The organism is Candidatus Brocadia sinica JPN1 (assembly GCF_000949635.1).
Lineage (GTDB): Bacteria > Planctomycetota > Brocadiia > Brocadiales > Brocadiaceae > Brocadia > Brocadia sinica.
This window is the reverse complement of the sequence record NZ_BAFN01000001.1, coordinates 552954-578923: the sequence shown is the minus strand read 5'-3', so window position 1 is coordinate 578923 and position 25970 is coordinate 552954. Positions and strand designations below refer to the sequence as shown.

Annotated in this window: 25 protein-coding genes, 1 pseudogene, 1 CRISPR repeat array and 1 riboswitch; of the genes and pseudogenes, 18 read left to right on the top strand and 8 right to left on the bottom strand. The window is 42.3% G+C overall.

Features of this window, described 5'->3' with window-relative positions; genetic code table 11:
- The first annotated feature begins 82 nt into the window (after window positions 1-82).
- From cas6 to BROSI_RS02595, 9 genes are all read left to right on the top strand, one after another.
- Window positions 83-1096 (top strand): CRISPR system precrRNA processing endoribonuclease RAMP protein Cas6, encoded by a 1014-nt coding sequence (gene cas6, locus BROSI_RS02635; protein ID WP_052562123.1) that lies wholly within the window; start codon window positions 83-85, stop codon window positions 1094-1096.
- Window positions 1097-1342: 246 nt separating this feature from the next.
- The gene (gene cas2, locus BROSI_RS02630) at window positions 1343-1603 is read left to right on the top strand and encodes a CRISPR-associated endonuclease Cas2 (protein ID WP_230400625.1); all 261 of its coding nucleotides are present in this window, start codon (window positions 1343-1345) and stop codon (window positions 1601-1603) included.
- A gap of 163 nt (window positions 1604-1766) precedes the next feature.
- Window positions 1767-2006, top strand: a complete 240-nt coding sequence (locus BROSI_RS02625) for a hypothetical protein (RefSeq protein WP_052562117.1) — start codon at window positions 1767-1769, stop codon at window positions 2004-2006.
- Between the two features lie 132 nt (window positions 2007-2138).
- Window positions 2139-3101, top strand: coding sequence for a CRISPR-associated endonuclease Cas1 (cas1, locus tag BROSI_RS02620; protein ID WP_052562115.1), 963 nt, complete (start codon window positions 2139-2141; stop codon window positions 3099-3101).
- Window positions 3076-3912 (top strand): CRISPR-associated endonuclease Cas1, encoded by an 837-nt coding sequence (locus BROSI_RS02615; protein ID WP_052562114.1) that lies wholly within the window; start codon window positions 3076-3078, stop codon window positions 3910-3912. The genes cas1 and BROSI_RS02615 overlap by 26 nt, the downstream gene beginning before the upstream one ends.
- A gap of 14 nt (window positions 3913-3926) precedes the next feature.
- Window positions 3927-4202 (top strand): CRISPR-associated endonuclease Cas2, encoded by a 276-nt coding sequence (cas2, locus tag BROSI_RS02610; protein WP_052562113.1) that lies wholly within the window; start codon window positions 3927-3929, stop codon window positions 4200-4202.
- 102 nt (window positions 4203-4304) lie between these two features.
- Window positions 4305-4689: direct repeats of the CRISPR family, unit length 36 nt; unit sequence GTATGAATGAAGACCTGTAATAGAAGGGATTGCGAC.
- Window positions 4690-5180: 491 nt separating this feature from the next.
- A complete protein-coding gene (locus tag BROSI_RS02605; RefSeq protein WP_200891673.1) occupies window positions 5181-6014 on the top strand; it encodes an MTAP family purine nucleoside phosphorylase in 834 nt (277 codons plus the stop codon).
- Between the two features lie 83 nt (window positions 6015-6097).
- Window positions 6098-6811, top strand: a complete 714-nt coding sequence (locus tag BROSI_RS02600; protein ID WP_052562111.1) for a DUF2959 family protein — start codon at window positions 6098-6100, stop codon at window positions 6809-6811.
- Between the two features lie 134 nt (window positions 6812-6945).
- Complete coding sequence (locus BROSI_RS02595; RefSeq protein ID WP_052562109.1) at window positions 6946-8190, top strand: amidohydrolase family protein; 1245 nt, start codon at window positions 6946-6948, stop codon at window positions 8188-8190.
- A gap of 65 nt (window positions 8191-8255) precedes the next feature.
- Here the strand turns inward: BROSI_RS02595 and BROSI_RS02590 are convergent, their stop codons facing one another.
- The gene (locus BROSI_RS02590) at window positions 8256-8825 is read right to left on the bottom strand and encodes a YkgJ family cysteine cluster protein (protein ID WP_052562107.1); all 570 of its coding nucleotides are present in this window, start codon (window positions 8823-8825) and stop codon (window positions 8256-8258) included.
- Window positions 8809-10479 (bottom strand): FAD-dependent oxidoreductase, encoded by a 1671-nt coding sequence (locus BROSI_RS02585; protein ID WP_052562106.1) that lies wholly within the window; start codon window positions 10477-10479, stop codon window positions 8809-8811. The genes BROSI_RS02590 and BROSI_RS02585 overlap by 17 nt, the downstream gene beginning before the upstream one ends.
- A gap of 284 nt (window positions 10480-10763) precedes the next feature.
- A riboswitch (cyclic di-GMP riboswitch) is annotated at window positions 10764-10876 on the top strand.
- A 98-nt stretch (window positions 10877-10974) separates the two neighbouring features.
- On the opposite strand from BROSI_RS02585, the gene BROSI_RS02580 reads away from it, so the two are divergent.
- From BROSI_RS02580 to BROSI_RS19630, 5 genes are all read left to right on the top strand, one after another.
- Window positions 10975-12474, top strand: coding sequence for a hypothetical protein (locus BROSI_RS02580; protein ID WP_052562104.1), 1500 nt, complete (start codon window positions 10975-10977; stop codon window positions 12472-12474).
- Window positions 12475-12648: 174 nt separating this feature from the next.
- Entirely contained in the window at window positions 12649-13452 is an 804-nt protein-coding gene (locus BROSI_RS02575; RefSeq protein WP_052562102.1) for an alpha/beta hydrolase, read from the top strand.
- A gap of 57 nt (window positions 13453-13509) precedes the next feature.
- A complete protein-coding gene (locus BROSI_RS02570) occupies window positions 13510-13920 on the top strand; it encodes a hypothetical protein (protein ID WP_052562099.1) in 411 nt (136 codons plus the stop codon).
- A 321-nt stretch (window positions 13921-14241) separates the two neighbouring features.
- Window positions 14242-15264 carry a tetratricopeptide repeat protein gene (locus BROSI_RS02565; RefSeq protein WP_052562098.1) on the top strand — a complete coding sequence of 341 codons (1023 nt, stop codon included), beginning with the start codon at window positions 14242-14244 and terminating at the stop codon, window positions 15262-15264.
- A gap of 116 nt (window positions 15265-15380) precedes the next feature.
- Window positions 15381-15563, top strand: coding sequence for a hypothetical protein (locus BROSI_RS19630; RefSeq protein ID WP_157842335.1), 183 nt, complete (start codon window positions 15381-15383; stop codon window positions 15561-15563).
- 279 nt (window positions 15564-15842) lie between these two features.
- On the opposite strand, the gene BROSI_RS02555 is transcribed toward BROSI_RS19630, so the two are convergent.
- From BROSI_RS02555 to BROSI_RS18850, 6 genes and pseudogenes are all read right to left on the bottom strand, one after another.
- Window positions 15843-16466 carry a hypothetical protein gene (locus BROSI_RS02555; RefSeq protein ID WP_052562091.1) on the bottom strand — a complete coding sequence of 208 codons (624 nt, stop codon included), beginning with the start codon at window positions 16464-16466 and terminating at the stop codon, window positions 15843-15845.
- Between the two features lie 133 nt (window positions 16467-16599).
- Complete coding sequence (locus tag BROSI_RS02550) at window positions 16600-17508, bottom strand: WD40/YVTN/BNR-like repeat-containing protein (RefSeq protein ID WP_230400624.1); 909 nt, start codon at window positions 17506-17508, stop codon at window positions 16600-16602.
- Window positions 17509-17658: 150 nt separating this feature from the next.
- Window positions 17659-18477: an LpxI family protein gene (locus tag BROSI_RS02545; RefSeq protein ID WP_052562087.1), complete on the bottom strand. Its 819-nt coding sequence runs from the start codon at window positions 18475-18477 to the stop codon at window positions 17659-17661.
- 1 nt (window position 18478) lies between these two features.
- Window positions 18479-19570, bottom strand: coding sequence for a UDP-3-O-(3-hydroxymyristoyl)glucosamine N-acyltransferase (gene lpxD / locus BROSI_RS02540; RefSeq protein ID WP_052562085.1), 1092 nt, complete (start codon window positions 19568-19570; stop codon window positions 18479-18481).
- Window positions 19542-20486 carry a CPBP family intramembrane glutamic endopeptidase gene (locus BROSI_RS02535; protein WP_157842334.1) on the bottom strand — a complete coding sequence of 315 codons (945 nt, stop codon included), beginning with the start codon at window positions 20484-20486 and terminating at the stop codon, window positions 19542-19544. Before BROSI_RS02535 ends, lpxD begins: the two co-directional genes overlap by 29 nt.
- A 245-nt stretch (window positions 20487-20731) precedes the next feature.
- Window positions 20732-20872, bottom strand: a pseudogene (locus BROSI_RS18850) (transposase); the annotation flags it as partial.
- 703 nt (window positions 20873-21575) lie between these two features.
- Here BROSI_RS18850 and argH point away from each other — a divergent pair.
- The 4 genes from argH to BROSI_RS02515 all read left to right on the top strand — a co-directional run bounded on the left by argH (window position 21576) and on the right by BROSI_RS02515 (window position 25969).
- Window positions 21576-22961 (top strand): argininosuccinate lyase, encoded by a 1386-nt coding sequence (gene argH, locus BROSI_RS02530; RefSeq protein WP_052562082.1) that lies wholly within the window; start codon window positions 21576-21578, stop codon window positions 22959-22961.
- 14 nt (window positions 22962-22975) lie between these two features.
- The gene (gene lysA / locus BROSI_RS02525; RefSeq protein ID WP_052562080.1) at window positions 22976-24265 is read left to right on the top strand and encodes a diaminopimelate decarboxylase; all 1290 of its coding nucleotides are present in this window, start codon (window positions 22976-22978) and stop codon (window positions 24263-24265) included.
- Between the two features lie 12 nt (window positions 24266-24277).
- Window positions 24278-24919, top strand: a complete 642-nt coding sequence (locus BROSI_RS02520; RefSeq protein ID WP_052562078.1) for a precorrin-2 dehydrogenase/sirohydrochlorin ferrochelatase family protein — start codon at window positions 24278-24280, stop codon at window positions 24917-24919.
- A gap of 156 nt (window positions 24920-25075) precedes the next feature.
- Entirely contained in the window at window positions 25076-25969 is an 894-nt protein-coding gene (locus tag BROSI_RS02515; RefSeq protein WP_082058984.1) for a 4Fe-4S binding protein, read from the top strand.
- The last annotated feature ends 1 nt before the right edge of the window (window position 25970 follow it).

Here is a 25970-nt window from a genome sequence, read left to right as displayed (position 1 = left end):
GAGAAAAAATGTTGGGGTTCAATTTACAAAATTGAACCCGCAACGAGTGATTAGACAAAAAGTTATCAATAATTAATAAACCATGAAGATACCCTATAAACGCTTTACCTTTATTTTTGAGGCGGAAGAGGAAATATATCTTCCTTCATACAAAGGGTCAACCTTCAGAGGGGCATTCGGCACACAGTTCAAAAAGGTTGTCTGCGCCCTGAAGAAAGGGGATTGCCGTGACTGCCTGCTCAAACAAAGATGTGTCTATGCATATATCTTTGAATCTTACTCTCCTGATGAAGCCAACATCCTTGGTAAGGTAAATGCCATACCCCATCCATTTATTATAGAACCACCTGAGGAAGAGAAACAACGGTATCTCGCAGGACAGACATTTTCCATGGGTCTCATACTCATTGGCGATGCGATACAATACCTGCCCTATTTTATTTACACCTTTGGTCTGCTGGGGAAAAATGGCATTGGAAGGGGAAGGGGAAGTTGCCAGCTTCAGAAGGTGCATACGGTCAGCCCCCGGGGCGATACGCAATCAATTTACCGTTCCAAAACCCGTAAAGTCGAATCCTTCAGCGAAGAATACATAGACTTACGTCCGTCTATCCTTGCCATAATGGAGGAAAATGTTTCCGACTCCGTACATGATGCCCCTGAAGAAATTACCTTGAGATTTCTCACTCCTACCCGTCTCAAGTATGACGGTAAACTGACGATTGACCTGGAATTTCATGTCTTCATCAGACAACTCCTGAGACGACTGTTTTTACTCAGGCATTATCACTGTAAAAAAAGTCCGGCAGATGAGGGCTATCACCGCATGCTTATCGATAAGGCACGTACAATAAGTATAAAGGAAACAAACCTTAGATGGCATGACTGGGAACGGTACTCACGAAGGCAGGATACAAGGATGAAGCTCGGCGGGTTCGTAGGAAATATCGTATATACCGGCGCTATTTCGCCTTTTTCTCCTTTCATTGAGGCAGGAAAGATACTCCACGTTGGAAAGGGAACAAGTTTTGGACTGGGAAAATACATAATCTCGTATGATGAAACAGCAACGATCTTTGGTCACAAAGGAGGATGAAATCCCCACCTCACTTGTCATTCCGAGCGGAGCGAGGAATCTTAGGATTCATCAGTACACTCGGAACAAGGATTTCTCCCGGAGCTTGTCCTGAGCAAAAGATTTCTCGTCACTTCGTTCCTCGAAATGACAAAAGCGAAGGGGTCGAAATGACAGTTACGGAGGGAATGTTTCTGAAATATTTCTTTTTTGGTATTTTACTTCTCATGAAAGTAAAATACTTCCATGCAAAGAGATCTTTATATTGTGGCATACGATATATGCACATCCAAACGTCTTAACCGGGTAAGGTATTTCCTGAAGGGTTTCAGCACGGGCGGCCAGAAGTCTGTATTTGAGTGTTTCCTTACACAGGGCGAGCTGAGAGAGGTTATTGTCGGCGTATCAAGTATTATTGATGAAAGTACAGACCGGATTCATATCTTTTCCCTGGACGGGAGAAGCAGGTCTCATACCCTTGGTGCAGCAGTGCCTCCAAAAGACCCGGAGTTTTTTTATTTCGGTTAAATGATACGTAATTGTACAGGAATTTTCGTTTTATGTAAGCGATTTTCGGGGTGGCGCAGGCAAACCATGTCCCAGTATGTTTTAAACTGGGATCGTTTGTCCGTGCATGTTTGAATACACGCAACGATAAGGATTGCGGAACACTGACAAACAGAGTTTGTCAGTGCCACCCTCATGGCATTCGTTTGTTGAGGACGTCATCTTAAAAAACGCACCATTGGTAAACACCGCAATGAGACATGCATCAGTATTGAAAGAAAACCGGCAGAACATCATGGTTGTGAAAAATAATATTAATGAAACTATAGAATCTGTGGACAAGGGGAAAAAGAAACAGGGTGGCACGGACAAACTTTGTTTGTCCGTGCATAATGAAATATTGCAAGGAATTTCAATCAGGTAGCCGCATCCCTTTAGGGTGCGCTTCTGGGGCATATATAAAAGAGTTTATCACAAGTTCCACGCAGGCTAAAGTCATGCGGCTATCATGTGTAGTTGCCGGAAGGCATAAATTTCGAATTATTACAACGATACCATGGGCACCTTATATATCGACAGAAAGGGTTATCATATAAAACTCGACGGTGAATCAATCGCCTTTTACCTGGACGGGGAAAGGGAGGGCATCGTTCCTATAAGGCCTCTCAACCGGGTAATAATAGCCGGTAGTAATACGATAGAAACAAGTGTACTCCACAAACTTGCAGACAACGGTTGTAACGTTATATTCCTGTCAGGCAGGGGGCTTCAATACAGAGGCATCCTCACCGGCCGCATCCATAATAACGGCATGCTGAGGGTCAAACAATACGAAAAGTCCCTGGACAATGATTTTGCTATAACGGTATCGAAAGAAATTATCATTGAAAAGATAGGGCAGCAAAGCAGATTTCTTGGAGAGGCTATAAAAATCAAGGGTAGGGACAATGTGAAGGCGACATTTTGTAATGTCTTTGGTATTCTTGAGAATATTTTAAGGGGGATTACCTCAGGATGTGAGTCCCTTGAGAGTCTGAGAGGATATGAGGGCGCTGCTTCAAATGCATATTTCTCCGCATTTACCGAACTGTTCCCGGAGTCCCTTGGGTTTAAAACCCGGACCAGAAGGCCACCGAAAGACCCGGTAAATGCAATGCTGTCACTCTGCTATACGCTGATTCATTATGAAGCAGTGAGGGAGATACAGGTTGCAGGGCTTGATCCCACGATTGGCTTTTATCATTGCTTTGATTACGGGCGTGAATCCCTTGCCTGTGACCTGATTGAACCGTTTCGACCCATGGCAGACCGATTCGTGTGGGAGATGTTTAAAGATGGAAAATATACCCCCAAAAATTTCGTGCAGGAGAATGACGGCGTTTATTTAAAGAAAGATGCCAGGAAGGAGTTTTATCCGGTTTACGAAGCATGGGTTGAACCGGTGAGAAAAGACATTGCCAGGAAGATACGGGATATTTCAGTGAGGATCATGGATGGAAAGAACACTTTACCTGAATGAAAATACGACCCTCAACGTTATGAGAGACGGCCCTTCCCTTGTGGTAAAGGAAGGGGGAAAGTCCGGCAGGCGCGTGCCTGCAAGGATGATTCAACGGGTGATCATTACCGGGAATATTAAACTGGAAACCAGTTTGATAACCCTCTTTACCCAAAATAATGTTCCGGTAACATTCCTTGACAGGAAGGGCAACCAGATAGCGGTAACTCTGCCGTATAAACAGTATCTGCCGGAACAGTATAAAGATCAAAAGGTATTCCTTGAGTCGGATTATACTACCCAGCGGTTTATGACCTTTCTGAAGGCATATCGCCAGAGGGTCCAGATTGACGTCCTGAAACGGCTTTTGAAAAGGCAGATGCCGGATCACTATATCACGGTCGGTCTCAAAGAACAAGAATATCAGCAAGTAATAGATAATGCGACATCGCCGTATCATGAAATATTTCAACTCATTCGTAATGCCGTTTCCGCCCTCTTTGTGGAAATGGTTGTAGGCAAATTACTATCGTCTGACCTCGACCCTCATATGGGAGTGATGCACAGGAGGCGCGATTTTGGCCTTGCCCTGGACATTTGCTACATACTTGGCCCCGAGATTGATATCCAATCCATTCAATTCTTTTGTGGGAAAAGGGGCGTTGGCCATCGTAGAAGCAAAGGGATATCGTCTGAAGATATAAAGGCAATAGCTGTACGTTTTGAAAATAGGAAAGACGTTTTAGTAACCATGACAGAGCATATTATTGACGGTATATTTGAGCTTATCAGGGAACTGAGGTTCGGTGGGGAATTGAGGCATTATTTATAATTTAATCGTAAATTATGAAGAGCAATTATATTGTCTGCTACGACATTACGAATGAAAAAAGGCTAAAGAAGGTCTTTAAAACGCTCTCGGGGATCGGCACGCATATCCAGTATTCGGTGTTTTTTTGTAAACTTGCCTGGCCGGAATTAACGGAATTGAAGGAAAAACTTAAAGACATAATTGATGGTAACGAAGATGATATACGGATTTACCCACTACCATCTCGTAGTAAATTTGTGGCGCTTGGTCAGGGAGACAGGGTTCCGGAAGGAGTGGAGATATTTTTATGAAATATTTCAGGAATATTTTCAGGCTAACTTTTAGGACGTCCGCTATAGTAAAAACTCGATTTTGTAAATACTTGTCAATACAAGAGAAAGGAAAGGGGTGCCGTATGAATGAAGACCTGTAATAGAAGGGATTGCGACACATTGCTCCCACCCCACTTGCTTTAGGTCGGGGTATGAATGAAGACCTGTAATAGAAGGGATTGCGACTTGTAGGCCAAGTGCGAATTTCAAGGGTCTTTTTGTATGAATGAAGACCTGTAATAGAAGGGATTGCGACACGTTGCGCAACCACCATCTACCGGCAACCCCTCGTATGAATGAAGACCTGTAATAGAAGGGATTGCGACAAGCCTAAAGCCTTGTAATGCTGTCTATTGCGATTGTATGAATGAAGACCTGTAATAGAAGGGATTGCGACATAAAAAATGGCAATATCTGTAGCCCCCTGCCAGTATGAATGAAGACCTGTAATAGAAGGGATTGAAATAAGGAGAGAGGATGGACGAGGGAGAAGGCATGAAGGACGAAAGAGGAGGGAGGGGGAAGGAGGGAACATGGGTGAAGAAAAAGAAACGAGAAGGATAGAACGTGTGAGAGATTTAGAGGTTTATAAGTTGGCGTTTGAAACTGTAATGGAGATATTTGAAATATCGAAAAGTAGACTCTTTCTGTAGAAGCTAGCTGATTGCCTTTCGTCTGTCGTCCCTCGTCCATCACCTTAATGTGTCTCATAAGGAATTATTGCCCCAATGGAGAAGGGATTGCGACTTGCAATAATCATAAAGGGCTGTTTGTCAATTCATAGACGATGTTGTATTTTGCAGTTGTTTTTTGACGGTCATTTCAGTATCTTTTATCACCACATTCAAGTTTGGCAAAATTCAAAAATCCAAAACAAAAAAGATTTGACCATTGGGTATTTTCAGGTGAAATATAACCTCAATGTACCTTTTGCCATAATTGGGGGCAGTCAGGCTTATGACCTGCTCCGGAGAGGCAGTGTCCAGGGGGAAAAGGATTGGTGAGATCCAGACGCCCTTTGGACCTTCACAACCGATATATCATATTCAGGACACATCGGGTGAGATGCTTTTCCTTTCGAGGCACGGAGAAAAGGGATACAGCCTCACAGCCCCTTTTGTTAATTATCGGGCGAACATTTATGCCCTCAAAGAACTCGGGGTCAAACAGATTATTTCGTGGTCAGGTCCGGGGGCTATGAATACATCCTATCAAATCGGTGAATATGTCATTATCGACGATGTCGTGGATGAGACACACGGCAGGGAATCTACGTTTTATAAAAATCAGGGTATAGGATTTATCCGTCAATCACCGGTCTTCTGTACGACATTACGGGAATGTATCAAAAATTCATTAAAAAATCTAAAAATTAATTTTTCCGGTAAGGGTACCTATGTATGCACTCAAGGACCTCGTTTGGAAACGCCCGCGGAGATAAGAAAATATAAGTTCTATGGGGGTAATCTGGTCGGCATGACCCTTGTGCCAGAGGTCTTTTTAGCAAAGGAACTGGAGTTGTGTTATGCCGCCATCTGCTATGTCACCAACTACGCAGAGGGGGTTGTTGACAGGCCATTTAAGGCTGGAGAATTATTTGAGGGACTTTCCAGCGACGCCGACCGTAAGGCCGTGGAAAACGCCGTATCCCGTTTCCCTATTATCATAAAAGAGATTGCACAAAATATAGGACAACAAAGTACACTGTGCCAATGCCAGTCTTTGATGGAACGTTATAAAAAACGCGGGAATATTGGGCCAGATTGGCATGGTTGGGTGACGAATTATTAGCAGCCCCTTGCCTTTTTTCCGCAAGCAAAACATTTTATCATGCCATTTTATATAAATTATTTTACAGGGGGAGATGATAGGATATGTTGAAATATACCGATGAATGGTTACAGAAGTATAAACAGCAAAAAGGGCCAATCATATGGAATGCGCTTGGCCTTGCAACTTTTTTCATTATTCTGTGGGGATCTCAGGCTTTTTTTTCTGGTTGTGCCACAACCGGTCCTGAAAAAAAACAAAAGGCGGTATCAAGCATTGAAGAATTCCGCAAAGAACTGTCGAAGAATCTCAATCAGGTAACTGAGACTCTTACGGCGCTGAACCAGATTGCAAAAACCGGAGAGGGAGATCTTTACAAGCCTTATAAAAATTTTGTAAAACAACTGGACCGTACAACAGAAAACTCGCGCAATATGAGTAAACATGCTGATGATATGGCTATGAAAGGGAAACAATATTTCGATACCTGGGAGAAAGAGTTATCAAACATCATCAATTCAGAATTACGTTCAAAGGGAAAAGAACGGCGCGGGGAAGTGAGCAATACATTTAGCCGTATCACAAACCTGGCGCAAAAAGTGCAGAGTACGTATCAACCTTTCATTAGTGATCTGACAGATATAAAAACAGCGCTTGGCAATGATCTTACCACAACGGGGATTGTAACACTAAAACCCTATATTACAAAGGCAAACGAAAATGCAAAAACAGTAATGGCAAAACTCCAGGAATTAGCCGATGAGGTTGATCGTGTTACAAATGCCTTATCGTCAAGAGTGGGACTATCGATAGAATAAGTCAGCGATGAGTTTCAGCCATTCAACACTCAAAGATAAAGTATAATGCTTGAAAGGATGAAAACGAACGCAGCTATTTTGAGAGTTTACCAACATCGTTCAAATTTAATGCAATTGTTGAATAAAATATTACTATGCTCATGATAAGGTCGAAGTATCTCATTCTCAATCCGGAAAGATGTATTGAGAACGGGGCGGTGGCCGTTAACGGTACAAAGATATACCGCACTGGCACCTTTGACGAAATCAAGGCGCTTGCCGGGATTGATAAGATTATTGATTTGGGAAATGCCGTAATCATTCCGGGATTTATCAACATTCATACCCACCTTGATTTAACCAGCCTGCATAATCACATTAAACCAACGAATAATTTTACCCACTGGGTCTTTCAATTAATAGGGGCAAGGATACGATGGAAAGAAGGGGACTATACCTCGTCGATAGAAAAAGGGATTAAGCTTTGCATTGAGGCAGGTACTACCACGGTTGCAGACATTGCCAATACTGAGTATTCTTTTTCTGTATTAAAAAAGAGTCCTTTACGTAAGGTTGTTTATAAAGAAGTCATTGACCTGAATCCCGACCATGCAAAGGATGTTCTTGCAAAAATTCAATCTGAATTGTTAACGCATGAATATGGAACAGATATTTTGTTTCGTGCAGGGCTCTCCCCCCATGCGCCGTATTCCGTTTCGAAGGAGTTATACGAGGCAGTGGCTCGATTTGCCAGACAGACGGGTATGTTTCTTTGTACACACATTGCAGAGACACAGGACGAGATTGAATTTCTGGCAAAGGGCACGGGGAATTTTCCCGCCTTTTTACGGCAGTTGCGTGCTATGCCAGCGAACTGGCAACCACCGGGACTTACTCCCATAGAATATCTGAAGGGAACAGGGATTTTAGATAATCATCCGATCCTTATCCATTGCAATTATATTACCGAAGAAGAAATCTCCCTGATGAAATTTTTCAGGGCAAGTGTTGCGTTTTGTCCCAGGAGCCACCGTTTTTTTGGACACACAAACCATCCCGTACGGAAGCTGTTGGAAGCAGGGATCACTGTCGGACTGGGCACCGACAGTCTGGCAAGCAACGACACCTTAAGCATCCTGGACGAGATGAAATTCTTATCTCTTCACTATGCTATTTCACCACAAACCTTACTCTCTATGGCTACGATAAATGGGGCAAAGGCGCTTGGCCTTGAATCACACGTGGGACAAATCAGGGAGGGTTTTGAGGCAGACCTCTGTGGAATCAGATTGCCGGATGGTAGTCAAAAGGATGTTTACAGCCAACTTTTCGATGCCGCCTCAAAAAATATATTTACCCTCATTTCCGGCAGTATTTGCTATCAGGCATCTTCCATCTAAAGGTGTTATAAACTTTCTGGCGCGTCTACGTCGCAACTCTGATTGAAAATTATGACGGGTACGGTTCATTGCAAGTCTTTAGCCAATACGCACACACGCCTTACCTTACAGGTATCATCCCAGAGGTGTGACGGTATTTGGTTCAGCATCTTCCAGTAATCCTTATCGATTAAAGGTATAAGCTTGTTTAATGCCGATATGATATTAGATACATAGGCAGAGTCCCTGATCAATGATTCTGTAAGCGGACAGTAGTCATCGATGAGCAGTTCTAATTCATCATTATCTGTTAAATTTGGATAGAAGGGATACAAGCGGCAGGCAATGGGACGATGCGTGTGGATAAAGCATTGTACGCCATCGGTAAAGTTGCAGGTATTGCCAATAATTTCGAGGGCGCCTTTCGGTAACTTGAGCGTTTCATTGCATATATGTTTGCCGCTCCGTGTAAAGATAAATTCATTCTCATACGGCAAGAGCACGGACAACGGCTTCTGTTCGCACCTGCCATCACATTTTTCTATGCATGACATGAAACCAAAATTTGTTGCATAAATTTCATGATACACCGTAAATAGCTTTTCTTTATCCATAAATACTATATTTTTTGTAAAAGTATTATTTTTCCATTCCATACGTCCATGCCAGAATGCTGCCATCCATGTACTTCACATTGCTAAATCCTGCATTTTTTAAGATGCGATAGGCCTGTGCAGCTCGCAGGCCTGCACGGCAGTAAGTGATAATTTCCCCGGAGATGTCGAGTTCATGAGCCCGTGATGCAAGTTTATCCAGGGGAATGTGTTTAGATCCCTTGATATGGCCGCTCTTATACTCTAAGTCTGTCCTTACATCAAGCAATACAAAATCCTCGTTTCGATCCAGCCTTTCTGCAACCTGATGGGGAAGGATGCCCTCCGTCTTTCCAGATAATTTATTGCCCAAAACATTGGCAGCCACAATAATAGCATCCATGGACATGGCGTAAGGAGGGGCATAGGCCAGGTCGAGCTTGGAGATTTGGTCAACCGTTGCGCCAAAAGTAAGAGCTGTTGCGATAATATCAATGCGTTTATCGACCACACCTTCCCCAACGATTTCTGCTCCCAGGAGTTTTTTTGTAGTCTTATCGGCAATGAGTTTGATAATAATGTCCCTTGTCTCAGGGTAGTAATGGGCCTTATCTCCTGCCGGGACAATAGCAGATTCGACCAGAAACCCTTCCTTTACGGCCTCCCGCTCGGAGAGACCTACCTTTCCGACATTCAATTCAAAAATCTTTACAATCAAGGTCCCCAGGACACCCCTAAAGGTATCAGAGCCACCTGTTGCATTGATAGCGGCAACACGTCCCATTTTGGCTGCTGTTGAACCTAACGCAATCCACGCTGGTTTGCCAGTTACTAAATGGATATTTTCTGCGCAATCCCCAACAGCATATACCCCAGGGATGTTTGTCTCCATACGCTCATTTACCTTTATGGCCCGTGCTGTGCCAATCTCTATACCAGACTCCTGAGCCAGTTTGATATTGGGTTTTATGCCGATGGAGAGAATAACCATGTCTGCAGGCAACTGCCGTTTGTCAGTAATAACTTTTATTACCGTATTGTCATTTCCCTCGAAGGACTTTACACCATCCGATGTGATGATCTCGATGCCTTTTCCCATTAAGTACTTCTGAACAATTGATGCCATATCCTTGTCCAGCGGGGGCAAGATTTGATCCAGGAGTTCAACAACGGTCACCTTAATACCTCGCAGAACCAGATTTTCCACCATTTCCATACCAATAAGTCCGCCACCCACGATTACAGCGTTTTTTACCTGCCCGCCATCCACAAAAGCCCGTATCTTTAATGTGTCATCAATCGTTCTTAACGTAAAGATGTTATTCAGAGAAATGCCTGGGAGGGGAGGAACAATGGGTTGTGCCCCTGTGGCAATGATGAGCTTGTCATAATCGAAGACAAGTTCTTGGCCCTTTTCAATGTCCCTGGCCCTTACCTGTTTGGACATGGTGTCAATGGCCGTTGCCAGATGCCTGGTAAGGACGGTAATGTTATGCATGTTCTTAAAATAGATCGGTTCCCGAAGGATGAGTTTTTTTGAATCCCTGATGATATCCCCGATAAAATAGGGCATGCCACAACCCGCGTAGGAGATGTATTGTTCGTCTGTTATGACAGTAATTTTCATCGCAGGCGACTCACGCCGTGCCTTGGCCGCCGCCTTCATCCCGGCCGCGACACCGCCAATGATTATCAGATGTTTGACATTGTTTACCATAGTTGTCTCAATTCATAGTTTTGCAAAGCCGCATCCAAATCCCCCCTAAAAAGGAAGAGAAAGGGGTTGTAAAATTTGTAAAAAAGAAATTTTTAAAAGGTGGTACTACAAGAATTACTGAGAAGTGTTATTATCATATCAGAAAAGCGTAAAGAAACAATCAAGAAAAATCCACAGTAAACCTTGTATCTTTAACCTGGTATTTTCTTGACAATGCGTTTGTTTGTGGTAGATTTACCCTGAAATTTGCGGATGGTTTTTGCTGATTTCTGAAAAGCAAAAATATACGAAAAGAGCAAAACCCTGGGAGAACAGGGGACGCAAAGGGAGGGTCTTTAGCTTACATGGATGTAAAAAAGACAACCTTACTTCCAAAAAAGATAGCCTTACTGCCGAAGATTTCTATAGAATATCCTGGCGGTAAGGCTTTTTTGTTTTCTTGACGTATCATCAAGAGAAGAAACTAAACTCATATTTTAAGAATCGGAGGGTTTTATGAAGAAGCCAATGATTTTGAAGCAGGGCATTAGGAATGCTTTTAGAGCCATAAAGAAAATTTCTTTGCCTTTCTGTTTGGCCGCGATTATGGGATTCTCTGGATGTAGTTCCCGGGAATTTAAGAGTGGACTGATATATAAAGAATGGACAAGAACCATGTCTGAAGAAGGTATTTTCCCCGTCTTCCCTCCCCGTGAAGATGTGCAGGCAGGAGACATTTGGCTGCTTCCAACACATCCGTATGAAACTGAGTTAATTGAACAGGTAGGGGGATTAGGCAAGGCAGGGATCTGGGTTACCAATGTTCTCTATGAATTAAAATCCATGAATGGTACGTCAACCCTGGCAAATGATTTTTATACAAACCGTTTTTCGTTTCCAAGCACAACGGATGCCATGAAAAAATCCATTTCTAAGGATGAAGCGCACTTGGCGGATGTCTCTATAATGCCGGTTGCAACAAGTGATCAGGATGTTTTTACCGGTGGTGATTGTAACCGGTTAAGGCAAGTGGCTTTTCCCGAATTTACCGTTACCAACATTACGCAAGCCGATGTAAATGCATTAGTCCCGATTGAATATTTAAATGTCGCCCTTGGATTTTCATTGAATAAAATAGGGGAGGTTTCTTTAAAAATTCCCTCAGCAGAGTCTTATGCTATTCCTGCCAGGCTACTTACAGATATTTTCTTTCGAACTGATTCATTAAAACTCGGGAAAGAAAACAATTTTATTCTTGAACCGTATGATTATAAAATTGCAACGAACAGTGCCGAAGGAATTAGAGGAATTTCTGGTATAAACTATATAACTTTGAAGTTGGCCCGGTCACAGTTTAATGAAGCAGGCAGGGAAATATTGGAGAATCGATCTCTATCTGCCGAATTCATTGAAAAGATTAAAAAGGATAGCGATTACATTTGGATAGCGGTAATTAATGAAGTGTATTATGCCAGGGCAATCGATATGAATATTCGGAAAAGAAGGTTTGGCGGTGGCGCCGCAAACGTTCAACCTATTACAACAAAGATGCTGAAGGAATTAGATAGGCTAACAAAGATTAGAGCCTCTAAAGAATCGAAAACCACCGGAACGCAGCCAAAAAAGGGCAAGGAAAAGACAACAATACCACAGGAACCAGAAGCTGAAGGAACTTCAACAGCAGGAGTGGAAACATCAGCGCCATCATTAACTTCTCCCACTATAGAAGACACAGAAGGACGGACTATTGTTGAGAATATAGAGATAACAGAAGAAGATGATGCGTTCTCACTGGCAAAGAAAATAAATGAGTACAACAAAAACTTGGGAAATCAGTCGGTTCCGGGTGGGTCTGTTAACGTGGTGTCTGCCTCAGATACTGCGGTTGGTTTGCGGCGTTTCTTTGATAGGCCTATAGCTGTTGGCGTTCGCGGTGTGATTTTCAAGGTGAATCTCAAAAAATCTACAGAGAAAGAATTATATATAGAATCAATAGAGGTAAATCGTTTAAATTGAGGCGGGCTTAGCGGTGTAACAGAATAATATTTCCATCATTGCTTGTGGAGTATAGTTCTGTTCACCAATGAAATCTATTGCGGGTCTATAAATGTACGCTTGGAAGATAACCGGCGTTATCATAGTTAATGGGGGGATTCTTTTCGGATTGATTCAGCAACCGGGAGAGTAACAATGAGAAAACATATTTTTGTCAGCGTGCTATTTTCAATATCAATTATTACCGGATGCACGGGCAATAAAATGCAAACAAGAAACATTTACGAAAACACCAAAATACAAACGTATCTGGCTTATAGTGACCTTGCCCGGATATCACATCTCTCATTAAAAAACGATGGTTATCTTATTGGTATTGAAAAAAGGGAAAGAGAATCATTGGGAGGAATTCCACAGCGGCATTATCCGGACCGATTTTCACTCATTCCTGAATTAGATGAAAATAGTGAAAACAGTCAAATTAAGGAGGCGATACAGAAAAGAAATAAAAATTTTGTGAAATATACAAAGTACTGCACGGCAATGTTAATAACTCATATTGCGCGTTATTTTGAAGAACCGGATAACAGTCCTTTTAATACACACAGAAAGCCATACTTTCTTTATAATGCCTATGACGTTTATAAGAATGATAACTTAAATTACGAGGATGGATATGAGGCGCTTGAACGCTTAAAAGAAAGGCTGGTAAGTGATTTAACGGAAAAAGTGCAGGCATGGCGTAAAGAGCCGGAAAAGCAGGAAAGGCCATATTCTCACATTATTGTTTTTCCTATGGGTTGGAATAACAATCAGCAGGAATCAATATATCGCTATAATACCATACTTGATAATATTAAAGAGGTTGCCAGGAAAGAGCAAAACGATTGCTTTAAACCTCTTGTAATTGGTTTTACATGGCCTTCCGTATGGTTCGGAATAGAAAATAGTTGGCTGAAAAAAAACACCTCATTTCTTTTCAGTTATTTTACCAAATAAGACGATGCGGATGAAATTGGATGTACGCTGGCAAATTGGATTATTCATAACGTTGTATTGCCGGCAAAAGAAGAATTTAAGGACTATTGTGAGAAAGAATATAAAAAAGATTTTAGTCCCGGGATTGTTGCCATAGGTCACAGCATGGGAGCGCGTCTCCTTTCTCAGGCAATTTTTAGTAAGGAATATATAAAACCTGAATTGCGCAATAGTTCATCAGAATCACACGTGGATCTTTTTATAGGATTACAGGGGGCGTTCAGCGCAAAAAGGTTTGTTAAAGAAGAAGGATGGGAAGGCTCTCCTTATGCAGCATTTAACGAGTATCCTACTGTTTTCACACTGACAACGTCCCGATATGACCTGGCAAATCAAACCGCACGTTTTATTACCGGCGCGCGGCATGTGGGCGGCAAATATGGTTTAGCGTATGCAAGGAAAGAAAAAACAAAGATGTATTTCGGGTAATCGAATGGACAAATAATTACAAAACAGATTTGGAGAAATTATCATCGATACCGAAAGAAGATAAGAGAAAAGTAATAATGATTGATGCAAGTATTATCGTCGACGGGTACAATTCAAACAAGGGAGCAAATAAACCACCTGATGCTCATAATGATATTTTAGATAAAGACATGGGGCAATTAATTTGGTTACTTATGAAAAGCATTGCCCCATGTACTCTTTCTTAACAACATCGTTCTGCATTTTTTCTTGACAATTTTTCTTGTCATACTACAATGCTGTCTACTTTAAAATTGCCAACTTTCAGGAAAATACAAGAGTATGAATATGAAAAATCCATGCAGGGCAGATGTCTGTTATTCTTTAAAATCGGTTTGCAATGGTTTAACTTTTTCTCTGTGTATTTTTTTAATCACCTGTTACGGATGCGGTAAGAAAGAGGATGCGGTTGAAAAACCTGTGGAATTTAAAGAGATTATTTCAACGCCCGTTGAAGAGCAGCAGTTGCCACCTGTAGTCAGGGAAGAAACTCCCGCCGTTGAGGTTGAGCGATCTCCGCTGGTTGTACAAACTCCTCAAATTGTCCAAACTCCGCCTGTTACGTTGCCTGTTGTTAAGCCGGTTACGGCTCAGGACCTTTATAGCGAAGGTTTAGAACTCTTTAATCAGGGTCGGTTAGAAGAGGCCGTTGAGTCCTTTAACAAGGCAACAGAGATGGATGCCACGATGGTCGATGCATATAAAAAGAAAGCTTTGGCTTGTAACAAACTTGGTATGACGAATGAGGCAATAACTTCCTTTAAAAAAGTGATTGAATTAAATCCCAATGATTCTGAAGCGTATCTCCACCTGGGAAGTTTTTATGTTAAGAGGCGGATGGCTGGTGATGCTATCGTCGCGCTTGAAAGATATGTAGCATTGAATCCCAATAATGCCGGGGTTTATTATAATCTGGGTTGTCTTTATGGTGAAAAGAAACTTTTTGATAAGGCGGCAGTATGTTACCGGCAGGCCCTGAAAATCAATCCCAGCTATGACGATGCTTATTATAATCTCGGGGTTATTTACAATGATAAAGAGATGTTTGATGAGGCCATTGAGGTTTTCAAGAAGATTGTAACCATAAATCCTAAAAATCATGAAGCACGATATAATCTCGCGTTTGCTTACAATAAAAAGGGATTATATAACGATGCAGTTGTCACGTGCGAGAAATTGCTGGAACTGGACCCCGGGAATGCCAATGCACATCTTCTGCTGGGTGATACTTATAATAAGCTGGGCAAATTGAAAGAAGCTCAGGATGAATATGACATGTACAAGAAGTTACTCTTTATTAAATAAAATCGAGCTTGAATTCAACCGTGAAAACTGTATTTATAGCCTTCTGCCTGTTGCTCATATCAAATATTGCATATCCCGTTTTTGCCATTCTGGCACAGGGGACCCAAACAAACTCAATGAGTACTACTCAGCAGGTGCAATCCTCGCCGGTTCCTCCCCCAGAGCTTCCGCCAACGCCACGGTCAAAACTTGAAATTATTCAATACATCCTCTTGCCCTTTGCCATTGGTGCATCCATCTGGTTACTATTGCGCTTAGAAAAGATGGAGAGGGAGGAAAGAAAGGGAGACGAGAGGTAATAGGATCATCTACATAGCCCCTTCTCACCGGATTGTTATCAATCTTCATTTCTGTAGCATCATTGCTTCCGATTGTATTCGTTATGGATGAAACCCTTCCTGCCATAATTGGTACATTCTATCGTCTTTAAATGTTTTCTTTTCCACTTGAAGGTTACAAAGTATGGGCTGAGGTCGTGAAAACATTTATATCGACTTCTCATATTTCATTATTCTGTGTGGGACGCTGAGCGTCCAGTGTCTCGTTCTCACGCAGAGCGTGTGAACGAGAGGAAGTACTTAATGATGCACTATGAGCGATATTATTCCTATGAGGATCAGTATGCCACCGATGATTTCTTTTTCGTAATCTTCGATGCTGCAGAGGTGGATTTTCTTTACACCGGTATAGGCCAGGGTGGTCAGCGCTAACATGCCTGAGACGGTTGTTGCAGACAGGATGATTGAGAGTAACACGAGCGTGCTCCAGCTGAAGGTGCTGGCGGCAAGAAAGAGAGGTAACGCAGCGACACAAGGCGAGGAGCTTAACATGGCGAATAATGAGATGGCAATGGTCTTGTCTGAGAATTTTGAGTGGTTGTGGTTATGCGTACCGTGCCTTAATCTGCCTACAATGACAAAGGTAATACCGAGTACGATTAAGATAATACCTGCCAGGGGTTCTGCAATGGTTTCAGCGTATTTGGTTATGTGAAATCCAAGAAAGGCGATAATGAAACCCAGGAGGGTCGTCGTTATTGAGTGACCCAGTCCTGCTATTGCAGTGATGAGGATCGTTTTTGTCAAGCTCCACTTTTGCCCCTTTCCTATCAGTGCGAAGGGCATCCAATGATTCGGCATGATGGCATGGGTTAGTGCAATGAAAAAGGTTGCCCCGATAAGACTGATTGCTGTGTTTTGCATGAACAAAGGCCTTTAACCACAGAGGTCACAGAGAAAAAAGCTTAAATACTAAATTTAAGCTTTAAAGACAACAGAAAAATAATACATGAAAGATAAAGGGTAAAAAATCAAATATACATGTCAAAAGGTAAAATTATTTCGATTTTAATCCGGATGATGCATCTTCTGAAAGACGGTCATAAAGACCTTTTTTGCTGGATCCGACAACATAGACATTATCCTTTCTATTTCCCCAAATACCCAGCAGGAAATAGTTGGTGCCGCTGTCCTGTTTGTTCCATTTTGTGCCATCATAAAAAAGTATGGTACCGTTGTCTCCTACAGCGAAAATGGTATTATGATCAATGCCCCATATCCTCCTCAGCCAGTTATCCGAACCGCTTGCCTGCCGTGTCCAATTCCTTTTGTTATAATGAATGATAAAACCGTCCGCGCCTGCAATGAATACGTTTTTTGAATCTGCTGTCCAGACACTCGTCAGCCTGTTATTGCTGTTATGAATGGGTTTTGTCCATTTCTTCCCATTATAATGAAGCGTAATACCATAGTCTCCCACTGCCCAGACATTGTCCTTGCCGTTGCCATGGATTCCATAAAGCCAATTGGTAGTCCCGCTATTGTGTTCACTCCATTTCTCCTCATTATGATGCAATATCTTTCCCAAAGTGCCCACAACAAACAGGTATTTTTCGTTAGAACCCCACACGTCACTTAGCCATTCACTTATACCAACGTCTTGTTTTTTCCATGCCGTGCCGTTGTAACGGAGAATAGTGCCATAATCTCCTGAAATGTAGATATTGTTTGGGCTATTACCCCAAATTTTGTTCAACCGGTAAGGAGTACGGCTTTCCTGGCTCGTCCATGATTTTCCATTATAATGGAGTATGGCCCCTTGCGCGCCAACTGCAAAGATGTTGTTGTCATCAAATCCATAAATGTCATCAAGCCACGTATTGAATTTGTGATAGACAGGGCTCCATGTCTTCCCGTCGTAATGTAATATGACACTATCACACATGTCCAATTCCAAGGGCTGCATTTCTAAACCCCACTCATTTGCAAGGGTGGAACCGATTGCAAGAAAATGGTATAGAGCAAAAAGAGTACAAAGAGAAAGGGTTGTAACGATTTTCATAGGGTTTAAAAAATAAGACTTTTGATTGCTTCCGTTCTGTGTTTCCGCAAATTATTACAATCCAACAATGGCAATCTGTGCACGATCGGCAGCCTGGATGGTCTCTTCGACATCCAGAATGAGCGTTTTTTCAGCTTCAAGGGCGAGGACGGATGCAGAGGATTCTTTTAATGTTGTAACAGTTTCCAGTCCTACGGTAGGAATATCAAATCGCGGGTCAAAATCATGTTTACTGACCTTAATGACAACAATATTCTCTTTCCCAAGATTTCCACCCCGACGGATAGCTTCATCAGTGCCTTCCAGGGCTTCAACTGCTAAAATAACCTTTTCTTTTATCACGATGCATTGCCCAATGCCAAGCCTTGCGATTTCTTTCGCAATGTGCCATCCAAAGTGAACGTCTTCCAGTTCCTTTTCTGTGGGTTGTCTTTTCGTCAATGTGCCCTTTTGGGCAAGCAGTTGCGGTACATAGAGGGTGGAATTTTGCAATTCAATACCGTCTTTCAATAATTCATTGGCGACAGCGCCAAGCAATGAGTGATCGTCCCTTTTTTTTACATGTTTATACCAGAGGTTAATTGTTCTTAAATCAGGCAGGAAACGAAGATTCCTCCAGGAAGAGAACATGTTGGTTTTCTTGAGTCCGCCAGCCATGACGGCCTTGGATATATGCTCCTGTTTAAATACCTTGATGAGTTTGCCAATCTGGGCGACGCCAACCCAGTAAAGTTTTTCTACGTATTGTTCAATTTCCGGAGAAGTCTCCCCTTCAATCCCCACAGCGATAATGGGGACATTATTATCCCGTGCCCCTTTGGCAAATAATATGGGGAACCGGCCGTTTCCTGCTATTAATCCGAGTTTTTCCATTTTACTGTCTTCTCTGTGTGTTTTGCGTATTCTGTGGTAAATTATTACGTTCTTCCAACTGTTTTATCCTCTTTTCCAGGGTCTTCATATATTCTCTCATTTCGGGTAGTTTTTCAATGATCACATAACATCGGCGCATCCGTTTGATAGGGAGCGCCGGAGCGCCAAGATACGTTTCATTACTTGGAATATCATTGATAACCCCAGAATACCCGCCAACGGTGACGTTATCCCCTATTTGGATGTGTCCAACAATCCCAGCGCCGCCTGCAAGGGTTACGTGTTTTCCGATCCTGGCCGAACCCGCAATGCCCACCTGGGATACAATCAGGGAATTTTCACCTACCTCCACATTATGGGAAATAACTACCTGGCTATCGATCTTTGTGCCCTTCCGGATGATCGTTTCTCCCAGCACGGCGCGGTTAATTGTTGTGTTTGCTCCAATATCCACATCGTCTTCGATTACGGTAGTGCCGACCTGCGGAATCTTGTAATAGCTCTGGCCATCCGGCGCGTATCCAAAGCCGCTGCTTCCAATAACCGTGTTGCCGTGAATGGTTACTCGTTTGCCAATTACGGTATCGTCATAAATCACGGCATTTGGATAAATAATGGTGTCATCACCAATTATGCAATTATCTCCTATATAGACACACGGGTATAACACTACACGGTTGCCAATATGGGTGTTTTGACCGACGGTGACGTAGGAACGGATAGAAACGTCTTGTCCAATCACAGCTGTTTTGTCAATTCTGGCAGAATCATCGATACCCTTTGTGTAAGTGGGCTTTTTGTACATCAGGAGTTCTACCAGCTTGGCAAAGGCAAGATAGGGATTGTTGCATACTAAAAGACTTCTTTCCCTTTTCTGAGAAAGGGACGGGTTTGTGTCTTTCAATTTGGGCGAAACGATGATGGCAGAGGCCTTCGTCTGATCGATTTTTTTTATATATTTATCATTGGATATAAACGTAATATATCCTTCCTGTGCGTCATCGATGCCCATGACACCGCGTATCTTTATGGAAGGGTCCCCAATGACTGTGCCACCGACGTACTCAGAAAGTTCTTGCAGTGTCTTTTCCATTGCACGCTACTCTTGCTTTTGTTACAAATCGTATGAGAATTAACGTAAACATTAAGAAACTCCATCCAAGTGCGCCAGTAATCATTTTGCTATCGCCAAACAACCACTTTAGATTCATTCCAACATGATCAAAGAATAATTTATTCGCCTTAATGAGAAATATCCACCCAGCATGGATTCCAATAGCGAGATACAGGGACTTTGTTCGAAAATATGCATAAGAGAGTACCACGCCAACAAGAAAAAGGCCGATTATTAAAGGTAAAATAGCAGGAAAATTTACGGCAATATCCTTAAAGGATTGATAGATGACGATAAAGCCAATAAAAGGTTGAAAACCGGGCGTTACCAATAATTTTACCTTAAAGAAGTGTAATAAGGAATAAAATAGACTGCTGATACAAATAGCGGATACGGTCTGTAAGTCCGCCAACAGACTTTGAAAGATAAATCCCCGGAATAATATTTCTTCGATACATCCCACAAGACCCGCGATCAATAATATTTTCAGGAGTTGAAAGATCATTTCCGTGGGGGATTTTGCATCGGGTTGAAATATTTGAGTACCACATATCCACAAGAAGATAATATATAAAATGAACATCCCCGTACTCAGGAAAAATCCCATCTGTAATTGTTCCCACCAACCCTGGACAGGTTTTATTCCAAGAGCGACAAAGGAGCCGATCATCAGTTGTTTTCTCATGAGGAAAATAAGGAGAATGGCCATCGCCATCATGATACGGCGCATGACCCTGCCAAAATCATAACTTCCATGCTTATAGTTCAGCAAATCTGCCATGAAAGAACTTGATGATGTCAATGTATCAAGGATAACCTTTATTACGGGTGCAATGAAGCCGCTGAGGCATAATGTCAGCAAGAACAGGAGAAATAATTTTTTATGCTGCTTCATATTGTCGAATGAAATCATTCTGAAAATGATAGTGATGTAAAAAGAAGTTGTCAACTGAAAATACTTTTTGGCTTGGGACATTGTCTATATCAAAGTAAGGTTCTGCTTGCTCCTTGACAAGAATAATTCGTAGTTGTAAATTATGGCAAAAAATTATGCCGTATTTAAACTCGAAAGCCAGTTTTTTTATGTCAGTGCATTTGAAGGAATTAAATCTGCCTGCATTAAATAAGTGTCTTTCGTATTTAAGTTGAAAGCTTAGGGTCAAGAAGTCCGCAATGTTGATGAATCTTGAGTAAGAAGTATTTGACGTCTCGATAACCGTATGCCATGCGCTTTAACCTCTTTATTTTGTTATTGATTCCTTCTGATATAGCGGACGTTATTTTGCAAACTTTTCGGTTGTTTAAAAGAAAAGAGGGTAGCGAAGATGTCGGTAATCAAAATAAAAAAACAAGTAATTCATAAACAAAAGAGAAAATGGGAAATCAAGGGTTTTTGAAATGGTTGGAACGAAGAATATGCGCTGAGATTGATACCCTTTCAAACAAGACGTTCATAAAAGAATATCATGAACACGACTCCTCGAAGTCCTCTAAAAGGAGTAGAAACAAAATGTCTATAGACCCATTAGACCGAAAGAAACAGGAAATGTTCTAAAAACAATTCGATCAAAGCATGTTATTAAAGTCAACTGTATTGTGATCTATAATAAGGATTGAAAACCCGAAGGAATATAGGTGGAAGGATAAGCAGACCAGGTAAGACACGGGCAAACAATCCCTGTTCAAAACGTACAGGGACAGGATTTGGCCATGCCACCCAAAAATACTGCCTTAAATTTATTGCCAATCTCGCCACTCATGAAAATGATGTCAATATAACTTATCCCTCATACAGATTCATATCAAGATTAAAGACACTAAAATTGTTTATTCAGTTTCCTTTTCCTCGCCGCTAGCTAATGTTATAGAATCTCATCGCTTGAATTGTTGAATTATATTGACTCACCCTTTATATTTAGCTATATTACTTAACTTATTTTTTGGCTGGATGTTTCTGGGGATTCAAAGCAAAAGAGTGGTGATTATGAAACAAAAAAAGCCCTGGGGAGGTAGATTTACGAAGCAGACGGCGTCATCGGTGGAGTCGTTTACTGAATCAGTTTCCTTCGATTGGCGGCTTTATCAATATGATATCGAGGGAAGTATTGCCCATGCAACCATGCTCGCTAAGTGTAAGCTTATTACTGAGAAAGAAAAGGATGCAATCGTTAAGGGATTGAAGGAAATTCTCGCTGAAATAGAAGCCGAAAAGTTTGAGTTCAAAAAGTCTCTTGAAGATGTTCACATGAACATTGAATCGGCGCTGATTGAACGGATTGGCGAGGCCGGCAAAAAGCTCCATACCGCCCGAAGCCGAAATGACCAGGTTGCTCTCGACCTGCGGCTCTGGACGCGCAATCAGACGCGCGAAACGATAGGTCTCTTGGCGGCATTACAAAAAGAATTCGTGAGAAAGGGGAAAGCGGTTTTTGGATTGATTATGCCTGGCTTTACTCACCTTCAACACGCCCAACCGGTGCTGGTATCACACTACTTGTTGGCATATGTGGAGATGCTGGAACGTGACAAGACGCGACTTCAGGATTGTCTTGCCCGGCTTAATAAATCGCCTCTGGGCGCATGTGCCCTTGCAGGTACTACACTTCCAACCGATCCCGCATTTACGGCAAAACTGCTCGATTTTGATGGGGTTTATGAAAACAGCATGGACGCCGTGAGCGATAGGGATTTTTGTGTTGAGTATGCGTTTTGTCTCTCCTTGGTTGCCGTGCATCTATCCCGCCTTTGTGAGGAATGGATTATCTGGTGCAACGATGAGGTGAAGTTTATTGAGATCAGTGATGCCTATTGTACGGGTTCCAGCATTATGCCCCAAAAAAAGAATCCCGATGTGCTTGAGCTGATTCGGGGTAAATGTGGTCGTGCGTTTGGACATTTGACGTCTTTGCTCACACTGCTCAAGGGATTGCCGTTGAGTTACAATCGTGATATGCAGGAGGACAAGATGGCGATATTTGATGCATCGGATACTGTTCAGACTTCATTATCCGTTCTGACCGAGCTTGTGGCAAATACCAACTTTCATGGTGAACGGATGATGCTGGCATGTGAAAAGGGATTTATTGATGCCACTGCGTTAGCAGAGTACCTGGTCAAAAAGGGTGTACCCTTCCGTATGGCCCACGAGATTGTCGGGAAGATCGTGAGGGAGTGCATTCGGGTGCAATGCAGGTTGATGGACTTGCGGTTGGAGAGTTTTAAGGCATTTTCTTCCGTTATAGAAAAGGATGTTTATAAAGTGCTGGGAGTAGAAAATTGTATCAAGAATTATAAAAGTCACGGTTCTACGGCGCCGGGTTTTGTTAAAAAACGTATAGCATATTGGGAAAAGAAACTGAGTAAAGGATGAACGGATAATAGGTTATGGATATATTTGATTACAGTGGTAATACACTTTTTTGTGAGAAGGTAAAGATAGAAGATATTGTGTCAGAGGTTGGGACACCTGCCTATATTTATAGTAAAAGTGCGATTTTGGCGCGGTATCGTGAATTAAAAACGGCATTTCAGGATGTCGATACGCTGATCTGTTTTTCTGTGAAGTCCAATTCGAACCTCTCTCTCTGTAAGGTTTTGGCAGAGGAAGGATCGGGTTTCGATGTGGTTTCCGGAGGTGAGTTGTTTCGGGCAATTAAGGCTGGCGGCGATCCGTCAAAGATTGTGTTTGCTGGTGTGGGAAAAACAGACAAGGAGATAACATATGCCCTGGAGAATGACATTTTTATGTTTAATGTAGAATCGCTGGCAGAACTCGAGCATATTAATGTCCTGGCCCAGGAGTCAGGAAAGGTGCCAAGGATAGCCTTGCGAATCAATCCGGATATCGATGCAAAAACGCATGCGAAGACTACTACGGGGAAAAAGGAAAACAAATTCGGTATCGATTTTACCGAAGCCGAAAGGATTATTAAGCAATCTGCACTCTATCAGAATGTCGCCCTGTGCGGCTTACATGTACACCTGGGTTCACCTATTTATACGGTTGACCCTTATGTTCGCGCCCTTAAGAAGGTAGTGAAGTTTGTTAATAACTGCAGAGATGCGGGGCTGGATATTGAGTTTATGAACATAGGAGGCGGCTATTGTATCTCATATTCAGGGGAAAAAGTAATAGGACCGAAAGAGTATGCATTGAAAATACTCCCGCTGGTGAAAGAGATGCAATGTAATCTCATTCTGGAGCCGGGACGGTTTATTGTGGGAAATTCCGGGATTTTGGTTACCAGGGTAATTTATACAAAAGAGACCGTGCATGGTAAAAAATTTATTATTTGTGATGCGGCCATGAATGATCTGATACGTCCTGCCCTTTATGATGCCTTTCACAGGATATGGCCGGTAAATACAGCTATAAGGATGCCAAAGGTGGAAAATTCTGATAAATCCCCGCTAAAAACGGGTATGGATTTGGTAGATATTGTGGGTCCGGTTTGTGAGAGTAGCGATGTCTTTGCAGCCAATAGGGCACTACCCAGGGTAAAAGAGGGGGATTTGCTGGCGATATTCAGCGCCGGTGCGTATGGTTTTTCGATGAGTTCCAGCTACAATTCTCGTCCGCGTCCGTGTGAAGTGCTGGTAGAGGGTGATCGGTATTGTATCATCAGGAAAAGAGAGACATACGAAGATTTAGTCAGAGGTGAAAACTTTACGTAGGGCTTTGGTACGATGGCAAAATATTATCCTATATTCCTGAATATTCAGGATAAGAAGTGTGTGGTGGTGGGTGGCGGTGACGTTGCCTGGCGCAAAGTGTGCAGTCTGAAGGATGCCGGCGCAAAGGTAACGGTGGTATCTCCTGAGTTTTGCCCGGAATTGGAAAAAGAAACGGGGATTGAACGGGTGAGACAGAAATATGACTCAAAATTTCTGAAAGAAGCGGCGCTCGTCGTCGCTTCTACAGATGATGGCGCGGTGAACAAAATGATTTATTCCGATGCTGTCGAAAGGGGAATCCTGGTAAATGTTGTCGATAAACCGGAATTTTGTTCTTTTATTGTGCCTTCATCCGTTATGCGGGGCGATCTCTGTATTAGTATCTCAACGGGAGGAGCAAGTCCAGCTTTAGCTCGCAATATAAGGGAATTTCTGGAAAAACAGTTTGGAGATGAATATGGCGAATTTACAAAACTTTTATCAGAGATGCGGCGAAAGATACTTTCCGAGATAAGAGAAGAATCTGTAAGGCGAGATATCTTACAGCGAATTGCGGGGCTTGATATGCTTGAGTTAGTTAAGAAAAAAGGTGTTCTGGAGGCAAAAAAGAAGATGATTGAGATCGTTTCTGAAAAAATCTCAAAGGATAATTAAGTCGACAATGTCTATAGACTTCTTTTTTCTTGCAAGATTTTTTGTGAATTGTTAATATTGAAATTGGTAATTATGCTGGGTTTTGCTTTACATAATTGGTGTTTTGTTAATTGTTTATAAAAAAGATGAGTTATACCAAGAATGGTAGGAGTTTGAATGGCGGAAAAGACTATGACACAGAGAATCGACCTGAATGAATTGAAATCTGGCGGTTTTATAAAACAGACGCAAAAAGACCTCTTTACCGTACGGTTAAAGGTTCCTGGTGGGAGGATTACTCCTGAAAAGCTGTTGAAAATTGCAGAGGTTGCGAAGAAATACAGTCGCCTAGGATACTGTCACTTGAGTTTCAGACAATCGGTGGAGATCATTGGTGTTCACATTAATGACTTCGATGCGGTGGTGAAAGAATTGGCAACGGTGGGACAGAAAGTGGCCTCCTGCGGTCCGAGGGTTAGGGTGCCTACGGCGTGCGGTGGTTGCGAATACAATCCCAATGGAATTATGGATACACAATCCAAGGCATTAGAGGTCGACGAGAAGTTTTTTGGCACGCCGTGTCCTCATAAATTTAAAATGGGATTTTCTGGATGTCCGATTGATTGTACAAGGACACGGGAGATGGATCTTGGGTTTCAGGGAGTAGTTTATCCGGTGTGGAGCAAAGATCTCTGTAATGGCTGTACCTTATGCGCCAAGGCCTGCCAGGAGGGCGCAATTGTCTCCGATAAAGAGGGTAGACCAATGTTTGATGAATCGAAATGTGTCTATTGCGGTGATTGTATCAGGGCTTGTCCGACGGATGCCTGGAAGGACAAAAAGAAGGGCTGGTTGGTGCGTGTAGGTGGAAAACATGGACGACACCCGCGGGAGGCGAATGAAGTAGCAAATTTTTTGCCCGATAATAAAGTAAACGATTTTATTGATGCAACGGTAAAATGGTATAAAGAGAACGGTAAACCTAAGGAAAGAATCGGTTCCTGTATAGACCGCGTAGGTTTGGAAAAGTTCAGGAAAGAAGTCGTGGGTACATTGGTAAAATCCTCATAAG

Coding starts and splice junctions, on each gene's coding strand:
- lpxD (WP_052562085.1), bottom strand. CDS start 19,570: ATGGAAAAGACACTGCAAGAACTTTCTGAGTACGTCGGTGGCACAGTC.
- BROSI_RS02555 (WP_052562091.1), bottom strand. CDS start 16,466: ATGCAAAACACAGCAATCAGTCTTATCGGGGCAACCTTTTTCATTGCA.
- BROSI_RS02580 (WP_052562104.1), top strand. CDS start 10,975: ATGAAGAAGCCAATGATTTTGAAGCAGGGCATTAGGAATGCTTTTAGA.
- argH (WP_052562082.1), top strand. CDS start 21,576: ATGAAACAAAAAAAGCCCTGGGGAGGTAGATTTACGAAGCAGACGGCG.
- BROSI_RS02600 (WP_052562111.1), top strand. CDS start 6,098: ATGTTGAAATATACCGATGAATGGTTACAGAAGTATAAACAGCAAAAA.
- BROSI_RS02605 (WP_200891673.1), top strand. CDS start 5,181: ATGACCTGCTCCGGAGAGGCAGTGTCCAGGGGGAAAAGGATTGGTGAG.
- lysA (WP_052562080.1), top strand. CDS start 22,976: ATGGATATATTTGATTACAGTGGTAATACACTTTTTTGTGAGAAGGTA.
- cas2 (WP_052562113.1), top strand. CDS start 3,927: ATGAAGAGCAATTATATTGTCTGCTACGACATTACGAATGAAAAAAGG.
- BROSI_RS19630 (WP_157842335.1), top strand. CDS start 15,381: ATGAGTACTACTCAGCAGGTGCAATCCTCGCCGGTTCCTCCCCCAGAG.
- BROSI_RS02520 (WP_052562078.1), top strand. CDS start 24,278: ATGGCAAAATATTATCCTATATTCCTGAATATTCAGGATAAGAAGTGT.
- BROSI_RS02545 (WP_052562087.1), bottom strand. CDS start 18,477: ATGGAAAAACTCGGATTAATAGCAGGAAACGGCCGGTTCCCCATATTA.
- BROSI_RS02550 (WP_230400624.1), bottom strand. CDS start 17,508: ATGCAGCCCTTGGAATTGGACATGTGTGATAGTGTCATATTACATTAC.
- BROSI_RS02565 (WP_052562098.1), top strand. CDS start 14,242: ATGAATATGAAAAATCCATGCAGGGCAGATGTCTGTTATTCTTTAAAA.
- cas1 (WP_052562115.1), top strand. CDS start 2,139: ATGGGCACCTTATATATCGACAGAAAGGGTTATCATATAAAACTCGAC.
- BROSI_RS02590 (WP_052562107.1), bottom strand. CDS start 8,825: ATGGAATGGAAAAATAATACTTTTACAAAAAATATAGTATTTATGGAT.
- BROSI_RS02585 (WP_052562106.1), bottom strand. CDS start 10,479: ATGGTAAACAATGTCAAACATCTGATAATCATTGGCGGTGTCGCGGCC.
- cas6 (WP_052562123.1), top strand. CDS start 83: ATGAAGATACCCTATAAACGCTTTACCTTTATTTTTGAGGCGGAAGAG.
- BROSI_RS02575 (WP_052562102.1), top strand. CDS start 12,649: ATGAGAAAACATATTTTTGTCAGCGTGCTATTTTCAATATCAATTATT.
- BROSI_RS02615 (WP_052562114.1), top strand. CDS start 3,076: ATGGAAAGAACACTTTACCTGAATGAAAATACGACCCTCAACGTTATG.
- BROSI_RS02595 (WP_052562109.1), top strand. CDS start 6,946: ATGCTCATGATAAGGTCGAAGTATCTCATTCTCAATCCGGAAAGATGT.
- BROSI_RS02535 (WP_157842334.1), bottom strand. CDS start 20,486: ATGAAGCAGCATAAAAAATTATTTCTCCTGTTCTTGCTGACATTATGC.
- BROSI_RS02515 (WP_082058984.1), top strand. CDS start 25,076: ATGGCGGAAAAGACTATGACACAGAGAATCGACCTGAATGAATTGAAA.